This window comes from Eubacterium album (assembly GCF_025336545.1).
GTDB lineage: Bacteria > Bacillota > Clostridia > Lachnospirales > Lachnospiraceae > Eubacterium_U > Eubacterium_U album.
The window spans coordinates 1-25,116 of sequence record NZ_JAODBU010000009.1 but is presented as its reverse complement, the minus strand read 5'-3'; the positions used below and the strand labels follow the sequence as shown (position 1 = coordinate 25,116).

19 protein-coding genes and 2 pseudogenes are annotated in these 25,116 nt (G+C 31.1%); 20 read left to right on the top strand and 1 reads right to left on the bottom strand.

What is annotated here, in order from left to right; translation table 11 throughout:
- Window positions 1–220: 220 nt before the first annotated feature.
- From N5B56_RS10110 to N5B56_RS10025, 18 genes and pseudogenes are all read left to right on the top strand, one after another.
- Window positions 221–448, top strand: coding sequence for a sensor histidine kinase (locus N5B56_RS10110; protein ID WP_118565658.1), 228 nt, complete (start codon window positions 221–223; stop codon window positions 446–448).
- Between the two features lie 292 nt (window positions 449–740).
- Window positions 741–3,173 (top strand): cation-translocating P-type ATPase, encoded by a 2,433-nt coding sequence (locus N5B56_RS10105; RefSeq protein ID WP_022088098.1) that lies wholly within the window; start codon window positions 741–743, stop codon window positions 3,171–3,173.
- 159 nt (window positions 3,174–3,332) lie between these two features.
- Window positions 3,333–3,398, top strand: a pseudogene (locus N5B56_RS10100) (L-serine ammonia-lyase, iron-sulfur-dependent subunit beta); the annotation flags it as partial.
- Window positions 3,399–3,444: 46 nt separating this feature from the next.
- The gene (locus N5B56_RS10095; RefSeq protein ID WP_260978857.1) at window positions 3,445–4,113 is read left to right on the top strand and encodes a response regulator transcription factor; all 669 of its coding nucleotides are present in this window, start codon (window positions 3,445–3,447) and stop codon (window positions 4,111–4,113) included.
- Complete coding sequence (locus N5B56_RS10090; protein WP_260978856.1) at window positions 4,110–5,123, top strand: sensor histidine kinase; 1,014 nt, start codon at window positions 4,110–4,112, stop codon at window positions 5,121–5,123. Before N5B56_RS10095 ends, N5B56_RS10090 begins: the two co-directional genes overlap by 4 nt.
- Window positions 5,124–5,245: 122 nt before the next feature.
- Window positions 5,246–6,013, top strand: coding sequence for an ABC transporter ATP-binding protein (locus tag N5B56_RS10085; protein ID WP_022088094.1), 768 nt, complete (start codon window positions 5,246–5,248; stop codon window positions 6,011–6,013).
- Entirely contained in the window at window positions 6,003–8,039 is a 2,037-nt protein-coding gene (locus tag N5B56_RS10080; protein ID WP_260978855.1) for an ABC transporter permease, read from the top strand. The genes N5B56_RS10085 and N5B56_RS10080 overlap by 11 nt, the downstream gene beginning before the upstream one ends.
- 292 nt (window positions 8,040–8,331) lie before the next feature.
- Complete coding sequence (locus N5B56_RS10075; protein ID WP_260978854.1) at window positions 8,332–9,711, top strand: aminopeptidase; 1,380 nt, start codon at window positions 8,332–8,334, stop codon at window positions 9,709–9,711.
- Window positions 9,712–9,987: 276 nt separating this feature from the next.
- The gene (locus N5B56_RS10070; RefSeq protein ID WP_117910716.1) at window positions 9,988–10,749 is read left to right on the top strand and encodes a tRNA threonylcarbamoyladenosine dehydratase; all 762 of its coding nucleotides are present in this window, start codon (window positions 9,988–9,990) and stop codon (window positions 10,747–10,749) included.
- 124 nt (window positions 10,750–10,873) lie between these two features.
- Window positions 10,874–12,031, top strand: coding sequence for a PP-loop family protein (locus N5B56_RS10065; protein ID WP_118565664.1), 1,158 nt, complete (start codon window positions 10,874–10,876; stop codon window positions 12,029–12,031).
- Between the two features lie 66 nt (window positions 12,032–12,097).
- Window positions 12,098–12,184: pseudogene (locus N5B56_RS13400) on the top strand (hydrolase); the annotation flags it as partial.
- Window positions 12,185–12,439: 255 nt separating this feature from the next.
- Window positions 12,440–13,846: an amidophosphoribosyltransferase gene (locus N5B56_RS10055; protein ID WP_260978853.1), complete on the top strand. Its 1,407-nt coding sequence runs from the start codon at window positions 12,440–12,442 to the stop codon at window positions 13,844–13,846.
- Window positions 13,847–13,908: 62 nt separating this feature from the next.
- Window positions 13,909–14,241, top strand: coding sequence for a cupin domain-containing protein (locus N5B56_RS10050; RefSeq protein WP_260978852.1), 333 nt, complete (start codon window positions 13,909–13,911; stop codon window positions 14,239–14,241).
- A gap of 40 nt (window positions 14,242–14,281) precedes the next feature.
- Complete coding sequence (locus N5B56_RS10045; RefSeq protein ID WP_260978851.1) at window positions 14,282–14,503, top strand: hypothetical protein; 222 nt, start codon at window positions 14,282–14,284, stop codon at window positions 14,501–14,503.
- A gap of 560 nt (window positions 14,504–15,063) precedes the next feature.
- Window positions 15,064–16,254 (top strand): transglutaminase domain-containing protein, encoded by a 1,191-nt coding sequence (locus N5B56_RS10040; protein ID WP_260978850.1) that lies wholly within the window; start codon window positions 15,064–15,066, stop codon window positions 16,252–16,254.
- Window positions 16,255–16,352: 98 nt separating this feature from the next.
- Window positions 16,353–16,847 (top strand): DUF4358 domain-containing protein, encoded by a 495-nt coding sequence (locus tag N5B56_RS10035; RefSeq protein WP_022088085.1) that lies wholly within the window; start codon window positions 16,353–16,355, stop codon window positions 16,845–16,847.
- Window positions 16,848–16,861: 14 nt separating this feature from the next.
- Window positions 16,862–18,274: an MBOAT family O-acyltransferase gene (locus N5B56_RS10030; protein WP_260978849.1), complete on the top strand. Its 1,413-nt coding sequence runs from the start codon at window positions 16,862–16,864 to the stop codon at window positions 18,272–18,274.
- Window positions 18,275–18,378: 104 nt separating this feature from the next.
- Window positions 18,379–19,512 carry a DHHW family protein gene (locus N5B56_RS10025; RefSeq protein WP_260978848.1) on the top strand — a complete coding sequence of 378 codons (1,134 nt, stop codon included), beginning with the start codon at window positions 18,379–18,381 and terminating at the stop codon, window positions 19,510–19,512.
- Window positions 19,513–19,611: 99 nt separating this feature from the next.
- On the opposite strand, the gene N5B56_RS10020 is transcribed toward N5B56_RS10025, so the two are convergent.
- On the bottom strand, window positions 19,612–22,383 hold the full coding sequence (locus tag N5B56_RS10020) for an ABC transporter ATP-binding protein/permease (protein WP_260978847.1): 2,772 nt from the start codon (window positions 22,381–22,383) through the stop codon (window positions 19,612–19,614).
- A gap of 354 nt (window positions 22,384–22,737) precedes the next feature.
- Here N5B56_RS10020 and add point away from each other — a divergent pair, with 354 nt between their 5' ends.
- Both add and N5B56_RS10010 read left to right on the top strand, forming a co-directional pair.
- Window positions 22,738–23,730: an adenosine deaminase gene (gene add, locus N5B56_RS10015; RefSeq protein WP_260978846.1), complete on the top strand. Its 993-nt coding sequence runs from the start codon at window positions 22,738–22,740 to the stop codon at window positions 23,728–23,730.
- The gene (locus N5B56_RS10010; protein ID WP_022088080.1) at window positions 23,730–24,629 is read left to right on the top strand and encodes a hypothetical protein; all 900 of its coding nucleotides are present in this window, start codon (window positions 23,730–23,732) and stop codon (window positions 24,627–24,629) included. Before add ends, N5B56_RS10010 begins: the two co-directional genes overlap by 1 nt.
- Window positions 24,630–25,116 lie beyond the last annotated feature (487 nt).

Sequence of the window (25,116 nt, the reverse complement as noted above, 5' to 3'; positions counted from 1 at the left end):
ACAAAAGAGTATGGAATATTTTTATCTTCATACTTTCTGCAAAGGCGGTCGGGGCACCGTATTCGTCCCATAGGTTCAGTATAATTATAAGTCAAATCAAGATAAATAAATAATCTTCAGAAATTGAAAGTGTATAAAAATCTTCAGCAAAAAAATCAAAGAATTAGATATAAAAATTTCTTATTTAAAATTTAAAGATATTACATCTTATCATGAAGAATTGCAGAAGATTAATGAGAAACTTAAAAGTGCAGAAAAAGAAAGTCAGGCAAAGACAGACTTCTTATCAAATATGTCTTATGAAATAAGAACTCCTATGAATGGAATTATAGGTATGTTAAGTCTTGCGAAAGCTCATAAAGTTAATCCAAATCTTGTTGATGAATATTTGAATAAGGCAGAAAATTTATCGCAGTTTTTATTAAGAAAGTATCTATTGCCACTGTAAAAAAAGTAGTAGTTTATGTTAATTTTATTACATTGATAATTCTATATTAAGTCTCACAACCATATTATTTAAAAAAGTAACATAATTTTAATAAATTCTTTACGATATTAACTAAAAAAATTGGTAAAATATTGTTATAAAATGATATCGAGGTTAAAAACACGACTTTGATGCTTACGGATTGTTCTGTGTTACGAACTCTTACAATCCGTCAAAAGTCATTCGCCCACTTATGAATAGATATATGTGGGCTTAGATTTTTAGAACATGGCATTATAATCTAGGAGCGTATATGAAGGATAAAGAATTTAGAAAAAATAAAGAACATCGTGAACGTGTGCAAACTAACAGATACATGGCTGACGTTAATAATGGATTAAACAGACAACAGGTTGAAGAATATACTAGAAATGGATGGACAAATGAACCGGTTGATCCACCATCAAAATCTGTACAGGAAATAATACAAAGTAATGTATTTACGTATTTTAACTTAGTATTTGCGGTACTTGCTGTATTATTAATTGTGGCAGGTTCTTTTAGAAATCTTACATTTTTACCGGTTATCATTGCTAATACATGCATTGGTATTTTTCAGGAAATAAGAGCAAAAAATACTTTGGACAAGCTTTCGGTATTAAATGCACCAAAGGCAGTAGTTGTTCGTGACGGACAAAAATGGGAGATTCCTGCAGAAGAACTTGTTCTTGATGATATTGTACTTTTTAAGGCAGGCAATCAGATATGTGCTGATGCCATCGTAGTTGAAGGTGAGGTCTCAGCAAATGAATCATTACTTACAGGTGAATCTGATGAAATAACAAAGAAACCGGGGGATCTATTAATGTCAGGAAGCTTTGTTGTTTCAGGAGAGTGTTATGCAAGACTTGATAGAGTAGGCGAAGATTCCTATATATCAAAACTTACATTAGAAGCAAAGGCAATGAACCACGAAGAACAGTCAGAAATGATTCGTGTTTTAGACAAATTAGTAGGAGTTGTAGGTATTATAATTATACCGATTGGAGTATTGCTTTTTGGACAGCAGTTTATATTTGCGAAAGCATCATTTAGCAAGAGCATTACTTCTATGGTAGCTGCAGTTATAGGAATGATTCCGGAAGGTTTGTATTTGCTTGCAAGCGTGGCATTAGTTGTAAGTGTAATGCGACTTGCATCGAAAAAAGTTCTTGTGCATGATATGAAGTGCATTGAAACTTTAGCAAGGGTAAATGTTTTGTGTGTAGATAAGACAGGAACTATAACTGAAAATACAATGGAAGTTAACGGTACAGTTCCAATGGACGGATATGATAAAGAAAATATGCCATCTATTAAAGAAATGCTTAGTGATTTTGCGGCAGGAATGTCAAGTGATAATATAACTATGGAAGCAATTAAGAATTATTTTAATTCTCCATCAGGAAAAAAGGCAGTATCAATAAGTTCATTTTCGTCAGAATTTAAATATTCAGGTGCAGCATTTGATGATGCAAATTATGTTTTAGGCGCACCGGAATTTGTCCTTAGAGATGACTATGAAAAATATAAAGAAGAAATAGAAAATTACAGTAGTGAAGGATATAGAGTACTTGTATTTGGAAAATATGATGGCGAAATAAATGGAAAAGAACTGACAGAAAAGGTTGTACCTATTGCTCTTGTATTTTTGTCAAATCCAATAAGAGAAGAGGCACCTGAAACATTTAATTATTTTGCGAATCAGGGTGTTGAAATAAAAGTAATTTCCGGTGATAATCCTATTACAGTGTCGCAGGTAGCACAACAGGCAGGAATTGAAAATGCTGAAAAATATATAGACGCAACAACGCTTGAGAGTGAAGAAGACATTCAGGAAGCAGTGCTTAGATATACAGTATTTGGACGAGTTACACCAAACCAGAAAAGACAGTTCGTGCAGGCACTAAAGAAAGCAGGAAGAACTGTTGCAATGACAGGGGATGGTGTAAATGATGTGCTTGCATTAAAAGATGCGGATTGCTCAGTGGCTATGGCGTCAGGAAGTGATGCAGCGGCTCAGGCATCTCAATTAGTATTACTTGACTCAAATTTTGCATCAATGCCTTCAGTTGTTTTGGAAGGGCGAAGAGTTGTAAATAACATAGAGCGTTCAGCAAGTCTGTTTTTAGTAAAGAATATATTTTCATTTTTGTTGTCACTGTTTTCAGTGTGCTTTATGATAAATTATCCTTTAGAGCCATCTCAGGTTTCGCTTATCAGTATGTTTACAATAGGAATTCCGGCATTCTTCTTAGCATTGCAACCGAATAAAAACATTATACAGGGTAGTTTCCTGACGAATGTCTTAATAAAGGCACTTCCGGCGGGAATTACAGATGTGTTGGTGGTTGGAGCACTGGTTGTATTTGGACAGGTATTTGAAGTAAACGAGACGGATATATCTACAGCATGCACTATGCTTTTATCGATAGTTGGATTTATGATTTTATACAATATAAGTAAACCTATGAACACACTTCGCTGGTGCGTATGGGGAGGAAGCATAATCGGACTATTATTGTGCAGCATATATTTAGGTGATTTATTTGCAATTAGAGGAATGTCAACAAAATGCATTATGCTGTTTGTCGTATTTGCAATTGTTACTGAACCAATGATGAGATACGGAACAATGATAATTGAAAAGATTGGAAAAAGAATAACAAGAAGAATAGAAAAAAGAAAAAAAGAAAAAATGTTATAAAACTAAAGGCACAAATACTGAGCTACTTAATGTTAGCTCAGTATTATTTTTATGTATAAACTATAATGTCCTATATAAAATAAGAGGTAAAATACTGTATTTATTAGATATGTGGGTATATAATAAACAAAAATGTTAGTATATGGTTAGGAGTAGAATATGGATATATTTGATATTGTTGGACCGATAATGGTGGGTCCTTCTAGTTCTCATACAGCAGGTGCGGTTACTGAATCAGCAAAGAATTATTTAAAATAAATAAGGGGTAAAAATGGCAAAGAAAAAAATATTGATTATAGAAGATGAAAAAACAATTTGCCAGGAGCTAACAGAGCTTCTGACAAATGAAGGTTATGAAGCAGAGTATTTAGAGCAATTTGATAATGCAAAGAATGATATATTAGAAAAAAATGCAGACTTATTATTGCTTGATATAAATATTCCGGGAATAAATGGAGAAATGCTGCTTCGTGAAATAAGAAAAACATCGGATGTTCCAATTATTATGGTTACAAGCAGAACAGGTGAAACAGATGAAGTCCTGTCTATGAGTTATGGAGCAGATGATTACATAACAAAGCCATACAACCCAACAATTTTGTTGTTAAGAATTGCAGCCATATTAAAGAGAGCAGATAGTGGAAAAAATATTGCAAATTACAAAGATGCTCAGGTAAATTTTAGTAAAGGAACAATAAGCAGAAATGGGCAGGAGCTGGTTCTTACAAAGAATGAAATGATTATTTTCCAGATGCTTCTTAATAATAGAAACCGTATTGTATCTAGAGATGAGTTAATGACTGATTTGTGGGATAACAATGAATTTGTAAACGATAATGCACTTACCGTAAACATAAGCAGATTAAGGGGAAAACTAACAGAGATAGGATACAAAGATGCAATAGAAACAAGAAAAAAACAGGGGTATTGTTTAACATGAAGTTTGGCAAATATATAAAAGACAATAAAATAGTAGTGATAATATGGATAATGTTTTTTGTAATTACATTTTCCATATTTTCTGTATTTAGAATAAAATTTGAAGCCATAGTGATGTACGCAGCATTATGGCTATTTGCATTTATATTCTCTATACTTTGGGACTTTTTCAGAAAAAAGAATTACTATGATGAACTTATAAATAATACAGATGGGCTTGATAAAAAATATTTTGTAAGTGAAACAATGAAGGAACCATCATTTTATGAGGGGCAAATTCATTATCAGGTTTTACAGGATATAAATAAATCAATGATTGAAAATGTTAAAGTTTATGAAAACAGTGTTAATGATTTTAAGGACTACGTGGAAATGTGGGTTCATGAGGTCAAGCTCCCGATAGCAAGTCTTAGACTTATGTGTCATAATGATAAAATGAATAAAAAATATGTAGAACAGATTAAGAGAATTGATGACTATACGGAACAGGTTCTTTATTTTGTCAGGTCAGAAAATGCAAAGGAAGATTATAAATTTACAAAAGTTTCTCTGCAGTCTTTGATAAAAAATGTGGCAATGAAAAATAAAGATATGATTCTTGAAAATGGAATTAATTTTTCTGTCAACGATGTCGAAAACGAAGTAGTTACAGATAACAAATGGATGGAATTTATAATCAATCAGATAATGAGTAATTCATTTAAATACATGAAAGACCATGGCGAAAAAGAATTAAAAATATATAGTGAAAAAAGTGAAGAGGGAGTTGTACTGCATATCCTAGACAATGGAATTGGAATACCAAAAAGAGATTTATCACGTGTATTTAACAAGTCATTTACAGGAGAAAATGGAAGAAAATATGCAAAATCAACAGGAATGGGTCTCTATATTGCGAAAGGACTGTGCGAGCGGCTTGGACATAAAATAGATATTGAATCGGAGGAAGGAAAATACACTGAAGTCAGAGTAACATTTGGAAAGAATGATTATTTTGACACGGTGGTTTAGGAAAATAATTTAAAATGGTAACATTACAAAATTGTAATGTTATGTAATATTAAAAAAACGACTAATATGTGTTTTTCATATAAAATTATGTCAGTATAAAAAATGTGAAAGGAGATTTAAATATGGAAAGCATATTAAGAATCGAACAAATAGAAAAATATTACGGAAACAAATTAAATCTTACAAAAGCAATAGACAATATTTCATTTGACGTGGATGAAGGAGAATTTGTTGCCATAATGGGAGCTTCAGGAAGTGGAAAAACAACTTTACTTAACTGTATTTCTACAATTGATAAGGTGACAAGCGGACATATATTTGTAGGCGGTGAAGACATAACAAACTTAAAAGGCAACAAGTTAAATAAATTTAGAAGAGAAAAGTTAGGATTTATTTTTCAGGACTTTAATTTACTTGATACATTAACAGCTTATGAAAATATTGCTTTGTCATTATCAATCCAGAATGTACCCGCAACAAAGATTGACGAAGCAGTAAAAAAAGTTGCAACACAACTTGGAATAGAAGAAGTTTTAAATAAGTACCCATACCAGATGTCAGGAGGTCAGAAACAAAGAGTTGCTTCATCAAGAGCACTTGTTACAAATCCTGAATTAATATTAGCTGATGAACCAACAGGAGCATTAGACTCAAAGTCAGCAAAGATGTTACTTGAAAGATTTTCGCACTTAAATAAATATTATAAAGCTACAATTTTAATGGTAACTCATGATTCATTTACAGCAAGTTATGCATCAAGAGTAATATTTATAAAAGATGGAAAAATCTTCAATGAATTAAATAGAGGTGATGATACAAGAAAGGAATTTTTCGATAAGATTATCGATGTAGTTACTTTGTTAGGAGGTGACTTAAGCGATGCTCTATAAATTATCATTTCAAAACATTAAAAAAAGTATGAAAGACTATGCAATCTATTTTTTTACTTTGATATTAGGTGTTGCAATATTTTATATATTTAATGCAATAGAAACACAGTCGGCAATGTTAAAAATTTCAAATGACACAAGGGAAATAGTCAAATTATTAACACAGATTATGTCATGGGTTAGTGTGTTCATTGCATGTGTATTAGGATTTCTTGTAATTTACGCAAGCAGATTTTTAATGAAGAGGCGTAATAAAGAGTTTGGCCTTTATCTGGTATTAGGAATGGGAAAGAGAAAAGTTTCGTTGATTCTATTCTTTGAAACATTAATTATCGGAATTATTTCATTAGTAGTCGGAATAATTATTGGAATAGGAGCTTCTCAGTTTACAAGTTTTCTGGTAGCAAGTATGTTCCAGGCTGACATGTCAAAATATCAATTTGTATTTTCAAGTCAGGCTTGTATAAAGACCATTTTAAATTTTGTATTGATATATGTAATTGTAATTATATTTAATACTTTTAGTATTAATAAATGCAAATTAATTGATTTATTTCAGGGTAATAGAAAGACTGAGAAAATTAAATTAAAAAATCCTATTATCTGTGGAATTATTTTCGCCATTTCTATTGTAATGCTTATAATAGCATATTATAACGTTACTGCAGGATACAGTAAAATAACAAACGGAAAACAGTTAGCAATTTATATTGTAATGGGATGTGTTGGTACATTTCTATTTTTCTGGTCAGTTTCGGGATTATTACTTAAAGTTGTTTCATCAATGAAAGGAATTTATTATAAAGGATTAAATACATTTACTTTCAGACAAATGAGCAGCAGGGTAAATACGAATGTATTTTCAATGACAATAATAAGTTTAATGTTATTTATTACAATTTGTGTACTCTCAAGTGGGTTATCTATTAGGAATTCATTAAATGATAGTTTAAAGCAGGGAGTACCGGCTGATATTAACTTTAATAAAGTTGTAAATTTAAGCAAAGAAGACGGATATGGTAAGAAGGAAGTTGAAAGTTCTAATAAGAGTATTTTTCAGTTTTTTGAGGAAAACGGTTATAATATTGAACCATATTTAAAGGAATATGTAGATTTATATATTTATCAGTCAGAAAATGTTACATTGAATGACACATTAGGAAACAATGATGAAAAGGATGATTCTCCGACAATGCTTGAGGTATCGGAGAACATTGTAAAAGTTAGCGATTATAACAGACTTGCAAGATTTTACGGAAAAGATACTATTGAATTAAATGATGATGAGTATATTGTTTTATGTGACTATAGTCCAATGATAAAATTAAGAAATAAATCGTTAAAGGCAGGAGTGAAAATTAATGTATTTGGTAATGAATTAATACCAAAATACAAGGAATGCCAAGAAGGTTTTATAGAAATGTCAGGAAATCCTTCAAATACAGGAATAATAATTGTTCCTGATGGCATAGTTGATGAAAATCATAAAATAAGAGAATTTATTGCAGCTAACTATTCTATGGATGATAAGAAAGAAGTAGAAAAATTTGAACAGAAAGTAGAAAAGATTTATGATGAGACTAGATGGAATTATATGGTACCAATGGTTAATACTAAAAATAATATTATAGACAGTGCAGTTGGTATTGGAGCAATAGGTGCATTTATAGGTCTTTACATTGGAGTTATTCTTCTGATATCAGGTGCAGCAATTCTGGCTTTGAAAGAATTATCAGAAAGTGCAGATAATGTGGAAAGATGTAGAATGATTAGAAAACTTGGTGCAGATGAGAAACAGATTAATAAGGCATTGTTCAGACAGACAGCTTTGTTTTTCATATTCCCATTAGCACTTGCAATTGTTCATTCGATATTTGGAATGATGTTTTCAAAACAAATACTTGATTTTATTGGAACGAAAATGATTGGACCATCAATTGGTATGACAGCAATAATTTTACTTGTAATATATGGTGGATATTTCTTAATATCATATTTCTGCAGTAAAAATATAATAAAGGAATAATTGGTGTTTGTTTAATATATAAATATTATTTCATACACATATTTGATATTTTGTTTTTATAAAATAAAGGAGGACGTCGCTAAAACAACGCCCTCCTATTATTATTTATAAAAGAGTTATGACTTTTGAATATATTTTTTTTAATAATGTATCGCTGAAATAATGTTAATTATAAAAAAGGGGATAGTGCTTTATATTGACTTGTATAAATAATTCTTCTAAAATGGTGGCAGAATAAAAATAGAAAAAGATTTAAAAGTCTTGAACATAGATTTGGAAAGGAATGAGCAATATGGAAAGAAAAAATGCATGGAAGACATATGATGAAGCACAGATGAAAGAATTACAGCAGTTAAATGCAGATTACATTAATTTTTTGTCAGAGTGTAAAACTGAGAGAGAATGTGTAAAAGACACAGTAAGAAGAGTAGAAGAAAAAGGATATATAAGTATTGAAAAGGCGATGGAAGAAAATAAAACTTTACAGCCGGGCGATAAAATTTATGCTGTATGCATGAATAAGACAGTTGCTTTATTTAACATAGGAAATAAGCCACTTGAAAAAGGAATGAATATTTTAGGTGCTCATGTGGATTCTCCAAGAATGGACATAAAGCAGAATCCTTTATATGAAAAAGAAGGAATGGCATATTTAGATACTCACTATTATGGTGGAATTAAAAAATATCAGTGGGTTACACTTCCTTTAGCAATACATGGTGTTATTGTAAAAAAAGATGGAACAACAATTGATGTAAATATAGGAGAAAAACCGGAAGACCCTGTATTTTGTGTAACAGATTTACTTATTCATCTTGCATCTGCCCAGATGGAAAAGAAAGCTGCTAAGGTAGTTGAAGGTGAAAATCTTGATATATTAATTGGAACAATTCCTTTAAATGATGAAGAGAAGGAAGCAACAAAGAAAGGCGTTTTAAAGATTTTAGAAGAACAGTATGAAATGGAAGAAGAAGATTTCATGTCAGCTGAACTTGAAGTAGTGCCTGCAGGCAGAGCAAGAGAAATGGGATTTGACAGAAGTATGATTATGTCATACGGTCAGGATGATAGAGTTTGTGCATTTACATCTTTAATTGCAATGCTTGACATGGAAAGCGTAGATAAAACATCATGCTGCCTTTTAGTAGATAAAGAAGAAATCGGAAGTGTTGGTGCAACAGGTATGCAGTCAAGATTCTTTGAAAACACAGTAGCTGAACTTCTTAATTTAACAGGAGAATATAGTGAAATTAAACTTAAAAGATGCCTTGCAAACAGCAGAATGTTATCGTCTGATGTAAATGCTGCATTTGATCCTTTATACGCAGACGTATTCCAGAAAAACAGCTCATCATTTATGGGCAAAGGTGTTGTATTTAACAAATTCACAGGACGAGGCGGAAAATCAGGTTCTAATGATGCAAATGCAGAATATTTAGCTGATTTGCGAAAGATTATGGATGATAATGGTGTTAATTTCCAGATGGCGGAACTTGGAAAAGTTGATGCAGGCGGTGGCGGAACAATCGCTTATATTATGGCATTATATGGAATGGAAGTTATTGACAGTGGTGTGGCAGTATTAAGTATGCATGCCCCATGGGAAGTAACAAACAAGGCAGATGTATATGAAGCGTATAGATGCTATAAATCATTTTTAAAGGATGCATAGAAATAAAGTTATTTATATTTAAAGATGTTAGGAGCAAAAACCTCTTACTTTGATGAAATTTATTTGAAAATTCAAATACAGGTTTTTATATAACAATTACCAATTTTATAGTACAATAATAAGCTGTGGTTTTATGATTTGGACATATAAGACCGCAGCTTATTATTCGTTGACAAAAATATTATGCAATTTTATAATAATCCTATTATAACAGTAGGAAAACGGCTTCCGATTGATTAAATTAGAAAACACAGTAGAAAGATAGAGAGAAAAATTATGTTAAATCAGTTTTCAAGAACAGAACTTTTATTTGGAAAAGAAGCAATGGAAACACTGGCAAATAAAAGAGTGGCTATATTTGGTATAGGTGGTGTCGGTGGCTATGTATGTGAAGCACTTGTACGTAGTGGAGTAATGCATTTTGACCTTATAGATGATGATAAAGTATGCCTTACTAATTTAAACAGGCAGATCATTGCTACGAGAAAGACTGTAGGCAAATATAAAACTGAAGTTATGAAGGAAAGAATTTTAGAGATTAATCCTGACGCAGAAGTAGAAATCCATAACTGTTTCTTTCTTCCTGAAAATGCAGATGAATTTCCATTTGACAAATATGATTATATTGTAGATGCGGTCGATACGGTCACGGCAAAGATTTCTTTGGTAATGAAGGCTAAAGAATTAAATATACCTATTATAAGTTCAATGGGAGCGGGAAATAAATTGGACCCTACAATGTTTAGGGTTGCAGACATTTATAAAACGAAAGTCTGTCCTTTAGCTAAAGTTATGCGTCGTGAATTAAAGAAGCGCGGGGTTAAGAAATTAAAGGTAGTTTATTCAGAAGAAATGCCAAAGAGACCAATTGAAGATATGGCAACAAGCTGTAGAACTCACTGTATTTGCCCACCGGGTGCTAAGCACAAATGCACTGAAAGAAGAGATATTCCGGGAAGTGTGGCATTTGTTCCTTCAGTTGTGGGACTGATTATTGCAGGAGAAGTTTTGAAAGACTTAGGAAATATAAAAAGATAAATCATGGCTAAAATATATGCCTGATTTGGATAAAATTTTTCAGATATAAGGCTTATGTTAGTAAGTTATAATTGATAGATTAAATGTAAAACAATAGAGAAAATCTTAATATAGGAGATTATATATGAGTGTTTCAATAGAACAGTTAAAATCCATGAACGCTGATGAATATCAGTTAATAGATATGAGAAATGAATCAGAGATTGCACACGGAGAAATTCCGGGAGCAATAACTATTCAGGCAGAAGAAATAGAAAACAGTGAATTGATTGATAAAACAAAAAGATTAATTATTTGCTGCAGCAGAGGACAGAATAGTATTGAAGTAGCACAAAATCTTGTGGAAAAGGGATATGATGCTGAAAGCCTTGAAGGTGGGTATGTTGCATGGCTTTTAGATATGATGAAACAGCAGGAAGCAGAGGATATAAGCAAAGATGTTGAGCAAAGCCTTCGTAAGAAGTTTAAGAAAAAAATCTGGTGCAAATTTACAAAAGCAATTAATCAGTATGAACTTGTAAAAGAGGGAGACAGAATAGCGGTATGTATTTCAGGTGGAAAAGACTCAATGCTTATGGCTAAGCTTTTTCAGGAATTAAAACTTCATAATAAATTTGAATTTGATGTTAAATTTTTAGTTATGGATCCGGGATACAGCCCGGCTAACAGAAAAGTCATAGAGGAGAATGCAAGAAAGTTAAACATACCTATTCATATATTTGAATCAGATATATTTGAGTCAGTTTTTAATGTGGAAAAATCACCATGTTATTTGTGTGCAAGAATGAGAAGAGGACATTTATATCATTTTGCTCAGGAATTAGGCTGTAATAAGATTGCTTTAGGACATCATTATGACGATGTAATAGAAACAATTCTTATGGGAATGCTTTATGGCTCACAGATTCAGACAATGATGCCAAAACTTCATAGTACAAATTTTGAGGGAATGGAATTAATCAGACCATTATATCTTGTAAGAGAAGATGATATTAAGGCGTGGAGAGATTATAATAATTTAAGATTCATCCAGTGTGCATGCAAATTTACCGATACATGTACTACCTGCAATAATGAAGAAAACAGATCTAAGAGAGTTGAAATTAAAGAACTTATAAAAACATTAAAGCAGACAAATCCATATGTAGAAGGAAATATTTTTAAGAGTATAGAAAATGTAAATTTAGATACGGTTGTTGCATATAAAAAAGATGGTGTTAAACATCATTTCTTAGATACATATGATCTCCCGAAAAACAACGGAGAAAAAAAGGATGAATAAGAAGGAAATAGAAACAGCCTTCATAAAATCAATTCCAATAATGTGCAGTTACTTATTTGTAGGAACGGCATTTTATATGATCTTGATTTTGAAATGTATCCGGAGGAGCATTGCATAAAAGAACAGGAGATAATGAGAGAGCGTGGAGCAGATATGCTTGGTTGGACATTGGATGATTTGATAACACAGACAATAGAAGCATTAAAAACATTCAGACCATAAATAGTAAAAATGCTTGGTTGGAAATATTTCAAAACTGTTTATTAAAATTACTATTTATGCTACAAAACAGTAGAACCTTATAAACTTTTCTGCTAAAATATATTGGTTGAGATTAGAATCCCGTCTAAAAATGCAGACGGTGATAAACAAAAGTAAAATATATTATAGAATACGAGGTAATAACTAATGGGTGGATTTTTTGGAGTGGCATCTAAAGAAGATAGCGTTTTTGACTTGTTTTTTGGAATTGATTATCATTCACATTTAGGAACAAGACGTGGTGGAATGGCAGTTTATGGAGAAGACGGATTCAATCGTTCAATTCATAATATTGAAAATTCTCCTTTCCGTACAAAATTTGATAAAGACATACAGACGATGAAGGGAAAATACGGAATTGGTTGTATTTCAGATTATGAACCACAGCCATTAATTGTACGTTCACATCATGGTACATATGCACTTACAACAGTTAGTAAGATTAACAATATGGATGAACTTACAAAGATGTTATTTGACAAAGGTCATTCACATTTTCAGGAGATGAGTGGTGGAGAAATTAATGCTACAGAGCTTGTTGCTGCACTTATAAATCAAAAAGATAACCTTATCGAAGGAATGAATTATGCACTTGAAAAAATAGACGGTTCATTATCAATCTTACTTATGAATCATGCAGGAATTTATGCTGCAAGAGATAAATACGGAAGAACACCGATTGTAATCGGAAGAAAAGAAGGTGCATTTTGTGCGTCATTTGAAAAGTTTGCTTATAAAAATTTAGGATATACAGATTATAAAGAATTAGGTCCTGGAGAAATTGTAGTTATGACAGAAAACAATTGCATAACTCTTCAAAAACCAGGTAATGATATGAAAATCTGTACATTTTTATGGGTATACTATGGTTATCCGGCAAGTTCATATGAAGGTGTAAGTGTAGAACAGATGAGATATAACTGTGGAATGAAGATGGCACAGAGAGATAATGTTAAGCCTGATATTGTAGCAGGTGTACCAGATTCAGGTATTGCACATGCTGTTGGTTATGCAAATGAATCAGGAATCCCATTTTCAAGACCATTTATCAAATACACACCAACATGGCCTCGATCATTCATGCCAACAATTCAGAGTAAGAGAAATTTAATTGCAAAAATGAAATTGTTAGCAGTAGAAGAATTAATTAAAGATAAAAGCCTTTTATTAATTGATGACTCAATTGTAAGAGGAACACAGCTTAGAGAAACAACAGAATTTTTATATGAGAGTGGTGCTAAGGAAGTACATATAAGACCTGCATGCCCACCATTATTATATGGCTGTAAATATTTGAATTTCTCACGTTCATCATCAGAAATGGAATTAATTACAAGAAGAGTTATAGAGAGACTTGAAAATGGAAATGTAACAGATGAAGTTTTAGAAGAATATGCTAATCCGGATTCTGAAAAATATGAATGTATGGTTGAAGAAATCAGAAAAGAACTTAACTTCACATCATTAAAATTTAACAGATTAGATGATATGTTAGATTCAGTAGGAATAGATAAATGTAAATTATGTACATATTGCTGGGATGGAAAAGAATAATATTAATATTTTTTATGCAAATGCAAATAATAAGCAGTAGCATAATATAAGAGGTGAATTAAATGGAACAGTTAATTAAAAATATTAGTAAAGCAGAAGTTCTGACTTTAAAAGAACAGGTATCTTATCAGGAAGGACAGGTAGTCAGTAAGACTCTTGCACAGAATGATGCTGTAAGTGTTACATTATTTTCATTTGATAAAGGTGAAGAAATAAGTACTCATGAATCAGGCGGAGATGCATTTGTAACATGTCTTGACGGAGTTGGGGAAATTACAATTGATGGAAAAAAATATGAACTTCATGAAGGAGAATCAATTGTAATGCCAGCAAAACATCCACATGCAGTTTATGGTAAGGAACAGTTTAAGATGCTTTTAGTAGTTATTTTTTAGTTTAAGACGTGAGATTGATATTTCTACTTTTAGGAGAAAAATGAAAGATACACAGAGAAACTATTTAATAGATATAATGAAGGGAATAGGAATGTCGCAGTCAAAGTATATGAATTTAGGAGATATTCTTACAATTATGATAAATGGTTTTGGCTTTGCGAGTCCGGGGATGTTTTTATTGGCATTTTGGTTTATTCCGGTGTTTTTTTCTCAATGTGCCTATTTTGCTTCGTTCTGTCTAAGTTTGAACACTATATATTAGCATTATTGACTCATTTGTTATAGCAATATTGATTTATATATTAATTGTAAAAAAAGACCAGTCAATTGATTTGTCAAGAGCCTGGATTATAAGTCCGTTTTGGTTTTATATAGTATGTTGCCGGAGTGGCAATGCCTTTGGGAATACATTGGTTATATGAAAATGCAGTGAGTATAATAAAAAAACAAACAAAAAATATAAAACAGATAAGTAATTTGCAGTGATTAAAAGTAATTGATAAAATAAACGGCTCTAAACTTTTCATAATATAAAGTTTAGAGCCGTTTACTTTGAAATCATATCATATTTCTTTTTTTATTAAAATCTATTTACTCACGTAACTCTTGTATAAAAATCAATTATTCACGTAACTAATGTATAAAAAATATGTAATATAAGTAATATCATTGTTATAGGTACTTAAGAAAAAATTAAAAAATTTCATAACAATATATGCACCATTACAATAATATAATGTGATTATAAATAAAAAGAAGCATTGAGACTTTAGAGTTTTTACCGCGTTATCTAAAATTCAGATTACAAAAAAGGAGTAAATCATGGAAAAGAAAAAATGGATTGCAGTATGGGGTATTTTAGCTGTACTGGTAGTAGGAATGGGAGCAAGTATTACATTAAGTGCTGTAATGTTTAATAAAGTCAGTGGATTAAAGACAAGTGTTGACAGTACCCTTGCAAAAGATGAGGATGTGGCACAGGAAGATGATGTTGTTATTGCTGACGAATACACAATTAAATCAACAAAAAATATCTCTGATGCATATAAAGAAGGAAAAGAAGATTCTTTAAATAAAGAAGATAAAGATACTCTTGATATGGCTAAGAAAGTTCTTGATGAAATAATAACAGATGGAATGTCAGATTATGAAAAAGAACTTGCTGTGTACAATTGGATGGTAAAAAATATAAAAAATGATTCAGGAATGATGTCTGTTATTCCAACATCAGGTCAGAACGCAGCAACTCCAAATGGTGTTTTAAAATCTAAAACAGCGGTTTGTGTAGGATATGCAACAACTTTCAGATTATTTATGCAGATGATGGATATTGAATGTAAGGTAGTACATACAACTGACAGAATCCATTCATGGGATGAAGTAAAACTTGATGGTGAATGGTATCATACAGATATTTATTCAGATGCAGGAAGTCCAAATTATTCACATTTTAATATGAATGATAAAGAATGTAGTGACAATTATGAATGGAATACAGATTTCTTCCCGGCAGCAACAGGAACAAAATATAACTACGCAGTAGTGAATAATGAAAAATTAGATGATGTATATAAACTTCCAAAGAAAATAAAAAAAGCAATCGAAGATAAGAAATATTTTCTCGCTTATAATTTAGGACAGGATGTAGATGATGAAAAAGTCAGCATAATAAATGCAATTGTACAGTCGATTTCAAATTATGTTACAGATAGTTATAATTTATCAGCTAATTTGATTGATGCAGACAATGACGATAAAGTAATGGCTGTATATATCTCATCTTATAACGATACATCAGCTATGGATAATTTATCAGATAAGGTTACTGAGAAGATTAACAAAGCTGTAGATAAAGCTTTTAGTGATTTTGCAGAAATGTCAGGAATGGAAGACGAAGATTTAGGAGACATAACAAGTAATTCAAGAACAATTGGTTCATCAGATGAAGCAATAGAGAATGAAAGCTTAAATGAAGGAGCAGCTGATGAAAGCGAATCAGTAGCAGCTGAATAAGAAAACTTATGTGAACTTAGGTCTTTTGATTCTGGTAACATAAAAGATTTTAATGAGAGGAGTCCAAGGTGCTGTAATGGCACCTTGGAAATATTAATATGAAAAATAAGTTTATTAAAAAAATATTTAACATTGCATTAGTGTGTGTATTTGCAATTCAGTTGGTTGGATGTGGAAATAACAATAATAAAATAGATATGACTAAACTTGAAAAAACAATGATGGCAGCAGACACAGATATGCCAACAATGTTAGCAGTAAATTCTGATTCAGATAATACAAAAGATTTATTTGCGTATCTTTCGGATATGGATTACAGTAAGGTTGACAAATATTTTTTAGATTATGCACAGGAAGGAACGGCTGAAGAGGTTGCTGTTATCAGAGTTAAAAACAGCAAAGACGTAGATGAAGCAAAAAAGAGCCTTGAAAAACATATTAAGGACAGAATTGCATTTTACAAAAGTTATGACCCAACACAGGTAGACAGAGCAAATGATGCACAGATATTTGTTAAAGATGATTATGCTGTTTTAATTGTAAGTGATAATGCAAGTGAAATAAAGAAAGCATTTGAAGATAGCTTTAAATAAAAAAGGAAAAATATATGGTATTTAGCAGCGGAGTTTTTTTGTTTTTATTTTTGCCTATCGTATTGGCAGTATATTATATATGCCCTGGAAAGCTAAGAAATACAGTACTATTTGTATTCAGCCTTATTTTTTATGCATGGGGTGAACCGATATATGTTGGAATAATGATTTTTTCAACGGCATTTGACTATTGTAATGGAATGTTGATAGAAACATTTAGAAAAAAGCATAATGAAAAAATCTGTAAAATTGTAATTATAATGTCAGTAGTTGTAAATTTGGGAATACTGGCATTTTTCAAATATACGGATTTTGTAATTACAAATATAAATAATTTATTTGGTGCATCTGTATCATTATTGCAGATAGCCCTTCCGATAGGTATATCATTTTATACATTTCAAACATTATCTTATACAATAGATGTTTATCTTGGAAAAGTTAAAGTTCAGCACAATATAATAAATTTTGGAATGTATGTGAGCATGTTCCCGCAATTGATAGCAGGACCGATTGTAAGATATAGTGATGTTGAAAATCAGATAGCCAGACGAAATGAAAATATAGATGATATTGCAAATGGTTTTAGAAGATTTATTGTTGGACTTTCTAAGAAAATACTCGTAGCAAATCAGGTCGGAAATTTATGGGACGAAATATCGGCAATGTCTTCAATCACTACATCAATGGCATGGGTAGGAGCTATCGCATATACTTTTCAAATTTATTTTGATTTTTCAGGGTATTCGGATATGGCAATTGGCTTAGGGCAAATGTTTGGATTTAAATTTCCTGAAAATTTCAACTATCCATATGAGTCAAAAAGCATTACTGAGTTTTGGCGCAGGTGGCATATGACTCTTGGAACATGGTTTAGAGAATATTTGTACATACCACTTGGTGGAAATAAAAAAGGAGTTCCAAGACAGATATTTAACTTATTTATAGTTTGGTTCTTAACAGGATTATGGCATGGTGCAGGTTGGAATTTTGTCTGTTGGGGATTATATTTCTTTATAATTTTAGTTTTGGAAAAATTTGTGTTAAAAAAAGTGTTAAATAAATGCCCAAATATTTTAAAACATATCTATTCATTGATTTTAATAGTATGTGGCTGGGTTATATTTGCATGTACTGACATATCAGAAATGGGTACATTCTTTAAGGCAATGTTTGGAATTAAAACTCCGTTTCTTGGAGAAATGTCTTTATATTATATAGGATCATACGCAGTTATTTTAATAATTGCAGCTATAGCAAGCACAAAATTACCAAAATATATTGTAGGTCAGGTTGCAATTAAAATGAATGTTTCAAATAATGTTAAATTAATTGTAAGTAATGTGGCATGTTTAATTCTGTTCTTTATATGTGTTGCATTTTTAGTAGGAGATTCATATAACCCGTTTTTATATTTTAGATTTTAAAGGAAAGGGTAAGTATATTTTTAATAGAGATATGTGTTTATACTATAAGAAAAAATTAGTATTAATATGTAAGTCTTGTTAGAAGAACATTAAAAGGTGAAAATATGAGAAAAATAAATTGTATATTTGTCATTGTGATGGTACTTATTCTTGCCGGAACGGGAATAGAGATTTTTGCCACAAAGGATAGAAGCTTTTCGGAGAATGAAAACAGATATTTAGAGGAAAGACCCCAAATTAGTTTAAGCAATATAGAAAATACTGATTTTCAAAAGTCATTAGAAAATTTTATTAGTGACCAGATTCCTGAAAGAGAAAAATTGATTACTTTAAGGAGCGTGGCTAAAGAGTTAACGGGAATTAAGGATATAGAAGGAGCTTACATTGGAAAAGATGGTTATTATCTTGAAAAAATAACAAATGAAGATGTGAGTGAAGAACAGCTGAAAAATAATATAAGATACATAAATACATTTTTTAATAAAAATAAAGAACTTAAAAGTTATGTAATGTTAATTCCTGGTTCCGGAAATATATTAACTGATAAATTACCCAAATATGCAGATGTTTATGATTATAATTATTATGAAAAAATAGCAGAGAAGGAATTTACAAATAATGCAGACAATAATACTCAAATCGTAAACACATATGACGCGTTGAAGAAATTATCCAAAGATTATATTTATTATAAGACAGACCACCATTGGACAACTAAAGGTGCATTTATTGCTTATAATGAATTTTGTAAAGTGGAGGGAATTGAAAGTGAACCTTATGAAAATTTGGAAATGAAAAATGTGACAGATAAATTTTATGGAACATTATATTCAAAGGTTCTTGATAAAAAGAAAAAAGGCGATTCGATAGAAATAGCAGAAAATATTCCCCAATGTAATGTGATGATTAATGGTAAAAAATCAGAAATTTACCATATAGATAAATTAAAAGAAAAAGATAAATACAAGGTATTCTTTGGTGGAAATTATGGTGTAGTTAGTATTGAAAACAATGAGGCAAATAACGATAAAAATTTGTTAATAATAAAAGATTCATATGCAAATAGTTTTACACCATTTTTATTAAAAGATTATAACACAATTACAATTGTGGATTACAGATATTTTAGTGGAAATCTTCAAAGTATTGTAGAATCTAATAATATAACAGATGTGCTTGTTTTATATGAAATGAGCAATTTTATGAAAGATAAGAATTTGGTAAAGATGATGTTTTAGTCTGAAATATACTTAAAGCCCGGAGTGTGGACAACGCCCCGGGCTTTAGTATAAAAGTGTTTATCATATATATAAATCACAGATATTTTAAGAATTAATTTATTCACTTCTCAACGCTGCAACAGGGTCTTTCTTTGCTGCCTTTTTAGCAGGAATAAATCCGCCAATCAATGTTAAAATAACACTTAAAACAATTAGTATAATTCCACTTTGAACAGGTAAAAATGCATTTACATTAGTTGAGTCTGTAACTGCATGAATAATTGCATTTATAGGAAGCAGTAGAAGACAGGTTATTCCTATACCTATAATTCCGGAGAATAGTCCTATAATAAATGTTTCAGCATTAAATACCTGAGAAATATTTTTCTTTGATGCACCAATTGCACGAAGAATACCAATCTCTTTTGTTCTTTCAAGTACAGATATATAAGTTATAATACCAATCATAATAGATGAAACTATAAGAGAAACTGCAACGAAAGCAATTAATACATAAGTTATTACATTAATAATTGTAGTGATACTTGACATAAGTAAAGCAACGTAATCAGTATATGTTATTTTATCCTTATCGTCCTTTACATCTTTATTATACTTGTCAATACAATCAGATATTGAATCCTTATCTTCAAATGTATCAGCATAAATGCTAATTGATGAAGGAGCGCCAAGGCTTACGTATCCAAAATTTTTCATATTATCATCATAGCTTCCAACATCTATATAGTTATCATATATAGAAAGCATTTCTTCATCTTTAGGATTCTCTAAATATGAATCAAGCATGGCAGCTAACTGGGTTTCAGTCATTGAATCAAGCATTTGAATCTGCTCAGGAGAATCAGCATATGCAGTCATTGCCATGGATTTCCACATATTTGCTTTGTCTGATGTAGAAAGGTTTGACAAATAAGTTTTGGCATCATCAATTTTTATACTGTCATTGTCCGGATTAAAATGTAAACCGTTTAATACATTTACGTCAGGACTATTTTTTTGAGCTTTAACAATATCACTTTTATTTCCATAATTAATTAAATAATTAGTAAGAGCCTTAGTGTAGCCAACACTTCCTGATATTTGAATATTAGATGAGTCATCTGAAGTCTGTCGGATGATACCTGAAACTTTCAAAGTAATACCTGATTTTAGTAATTCTTCAACTTTATTATTGTCATTGCCAACATATTTAAATAAATCAGATCTATTTTTCTGATAAAGGTCGCTATCCGCAATTAAATAAAAGTTGTGATTACATATGTCTTCATATGATATCTTGGAAGTTTCCGGATTGACTTCTTCCCCTTTATTAATTTGCTTTAAAATATCTTTATAATCTTTTGATGGTAAAAGCCCAAGATAATAAAGAGTAGTAAGTGATACTTCATTATTTTTATCTAAAACAAGAACAACTTCATCATAAGCTTTAGGCCAGTCACCATATACAACTTTATAATTATCTTTTATGACATCACTTACGAGTTCATCATTTTTGCCGGATAACATTTCAGTAAATGGACTGCTATTTATATTTCCTGTCATCATATCGGTGCTCATAGAAGTACTCATATCCGCATTCATTGAGACTGACATACTGCCATTCATCTGGGCAATTGAACTTGTATTAGAATTAGAATTTGAAAATGTGCTTCCATTAGTATTTACAAGAGTATTGTCTGAATCATAAGAAAATACAGAAAATGGAACATCATAAGAATAGACTATTCCGTTTTCACCAACATAATTGTTGATTTCACTGTCCTTATTATCAAGATATTTTTTAAATTCAGTCAAATTATTTTCGCTAATACTTGTTGCCATTTTACTTGTCATCATAATATCTGTTCCATTTGAAAAAACAGCATTTAATTTATGATTAACTTTCTTTTTAGAAGCCTGTTCGCCGGCATTCATCATGCTGGAAAGGTCAAAGGTTTTTTGCTCTATGGTTATTGGATATGAAGTCATGGTATCCTTTTGAATATCAGTGATGTATTGATTGACACCTGTTGAAAGCGATAATATTAATGCAATTCCAATAATTCCTATTGAGCCTGCAAATGCAGTTAAAAATGTTCTCCCTTTCTTGGTTTTTAAATTATTAAAACTAAGGGCAAGAGAAGTCAAGAACGACATTGACGATTTACCCATATTTTTATGCTCGGGCGGAGCTATTTTTTTGTCATTAAGTTCAAATGGATTAGAATCATCTAATATATGACCGTCTTTTACTCTGACAATTCTGTTTGCATAGAGATTTGCAAGTTCAGGGTTATGAGTAACCATAATGACAAGTTTGTCTTTAGCAACTTCCTTTAAAAGTTCCATAACCTGAACGCTTGTGTCACTGTCTAATGCTCCCGTAGGCTCATCAGCAAGTAAAATATCAGGATTATTAACTAAAGCTCTGGCGATTGCAACACGTTGCATCTGACCACCTGAAAGCTGATTTGGACGTTTGTGAATCTGTTCACCAAGCCCCACATCCGTAAGAGCCTGCTTAGCTCTTTCCTTGCGTTCTTTTTTTGAAATTCCTGAAATTGTAAGCGCCAATTCAACATTTGATAAAATGGATTGATGAGGTATAAGATTGTAACTTTGAAATACAAATCCTATAGTATGATTTCGGTAAGAATCCCAGTCTTTATCTTTGTATTTTTTTGTGGAAATTCCATTTATAATCAAATCTCCGGTATCATATCGGTCAAGACCTCCAACGATATTAAGTAATGTAGTTTTACCGGAACCGCTAGGCCCTAAGATTGCAACGAATTCATTGTCACGAAAATTCAAACTCACATTATTGAGGGCAGTTTGCACAAAATCACCGGTTGTATATTTTTTTGAAATATTTTTAATTTGCAGCATAAATCCTCCTAAGAATTTTAAGTAGATGTATGGGTAATTTATATATATCAATTATAAAAAAGACAAAGCTAAAATCCTATAAATATGTTATGTCTATATAAGAGTATTCTTTAAAATTTATGCCCGCCAAAAAATAATAAATTTTCTTATACAAAACCCAATAATATCATAACTATAGTTTATAAATAAAATAACAATATTTTGTTAACAAATTTTTGTTAACAAATAATTATTTAGGAGTATAATTAAAGAAAAGAGGAAACAAAATGAATGAAGTTCATTTTAATAAGTGTTTACGCTAAACAGCCACTGACAAAAGGGAGGGGCATTATATATTAAAGGATAGGTGCGGATATGAAAAAAAGATATATTGAGTTGCATCTTCATTTAGATGGAGCAATTACGCCTGATATAGCAAAAGATTTGGCAGCATTGCAGAAAATAAAACTTCCATATAAAGACGAACGTGAATTAGAAAAAGCTCTTATGGTTTCTAAAGATTGTAGAAGTTTAAATGAGTTTTTGGAATGCTTTAAATTACCTTGTAGTTTATTGCAGACAAAAGAAGGAATAGCGAGAGCTGTTTATCTGGTTCAGGAAAACATAAAAAGACAAGGTGTAGTATATGCGGAAATAAGATTTGCACCACAACTTCATATGGATAAAGGTTTGACTATGAGGGAAGTTATTGAAAGTGCTTTGGACGGATTAAAGAAGTCTGATTTGAAATGTAATCTTATTTTATGTTGTATGAGAATGGCTGATAACAAAGAACAGAATTTAGAAACAGTTAAACTTGCAAAAGAGTATTTGATAAATGAAGAAAGCAATAAAGATTACGGAGTAGTTGCACTGGATTTAGCAGGAGCTGAGGCATTATATAAAACAGAACAATTTATTGATGTTTTTAAACTTGCAACCGAATTAAATGTACCATTTACTATACATGCAGGGGAGGCCGATGGCGCAGAAAGTGTAAAAAAAGCAGTTCAATTTGGCGCAAAAAGAATAGGACATGGAGTAAGAAGTGTAGAGAATTTGGCACTTATGAAAGCACTTTCAGAGAAAAAAATATGTTTGGAAATGTGTCCTACAAGTAATTTGCAGACAAAAGCAATTGAAAAGATTGAAGATTTTCCGATAAGAGAGTTTATGAAATTAGGAATTCCTGTTACAATTAATACAGATGATATGGCAATATGCGGAACGGACATGGGGCATGAGATGAACTTAATAAGAAATAAATTTGACATTACGGATAATGAAGAAAGTGAAATTTATGCAAATGCAGTAAGATATTCATTTGCTAAAAATAAGATTAAAAAACAACTAATGGAGGTACAATAATGGCAGAAAAAGTAGAATTTTCCAGCAAGCAGATGTTGGATTGGATGGGATATATTGCAGATATGTTGCAGATAAGTCCGGAAAAAATTAAGTTGTTAAATACATGCAGCAAAAGAAGAAATGTATTGGCAACAATAGCAACTCATAAGAGAGTTTTGATTTTTGCTGATGAAACAAATGAAAATATGCTTTATAAATTATGGGAAGCAGGATACGGCGATTATGAAATGTATTACGGACAAGGATATGAGCCGGGTGAAATGAAACACTGTAAAGTATTTGAACTCATGGATGTAAATATAAGTGGACCTACAGTTATTTTTGTAGTAAATGAAAATACACGTGAGTCTATGATATTTGGAATGAAAAATGAAAACTTTTCAACAGGTAGTGTAAAATATGTTGGACACGAAATACGTTCCGTAATTATGAATAAGTTAGAAATGGATGTAAGGGATACAGTGCTTATAGCCAGTGGTGAAAGTATTGTAATTGAAGCATCAATGGTTGCATATGAAGGTGTGGTAATTGCTGTTGAAAGAGATAAAGGTTCACTTGCTTCAATGGAAGAAAATGCAGCAAAATTTGGAGTACATAATGTGGAAATAGTATCGGATTTAACAGAAGAAGCATTAAAGGATAAGCCGGTTCCAAGACTTGCTTTTCTAGTTGCACAAAAGGATACAATTGAGCAGGATATTGTAACACTTAAAAAGATAAATCCAGACATGAAAATTATAATATATACTTTAGAGCTTGATATACTTTCAGATATTCCATATTTATTCAAGAAACATGGAGTTAATTTGTCTGAAGTAATGCAGATATCTGTTTCAAAGACAGATAAGGACAGTGTATTTGTTGCACAGCCTGCACCATGGATAATTTCAGGTGAATAAAGGGGCATGCCAAAGGTCTTTCACACACTTATGAGTAAACTTATGTGGGCTTATACCTTTTGACCGTTGGTAATATATATAATATTTAATATAAGATGCTGTTTCGATAGCAAATTTAATTTGCTATCGAAACAGCATCTTTTTTTATGGAGTAACAAATTTGTTCATAGTTACATTAAATAATGTATCGCTCGACTAAGAAAATATATAAACAACTAAAAAATTGTGGAAAATGTATAAAAATAAATTCTAAAAGAGAAAAAATTGGGTGATTTTTTATTGTATATAATTGGCAAAAATTGTATGGATTTGTTTTTTGTAAAAAATAGACACCTGTATAAAAAAAACACACTCTTCTTTAAAAATACAAAATGATAAACTTGTGAAGAAAATGTGAAAGTTGAATTTTACTATGTAAATGGATAACAAATAGGAGACAAAAATGTATTGAGGAGGTAAGAAAATGAGTCTTTACTATTTCACAAAG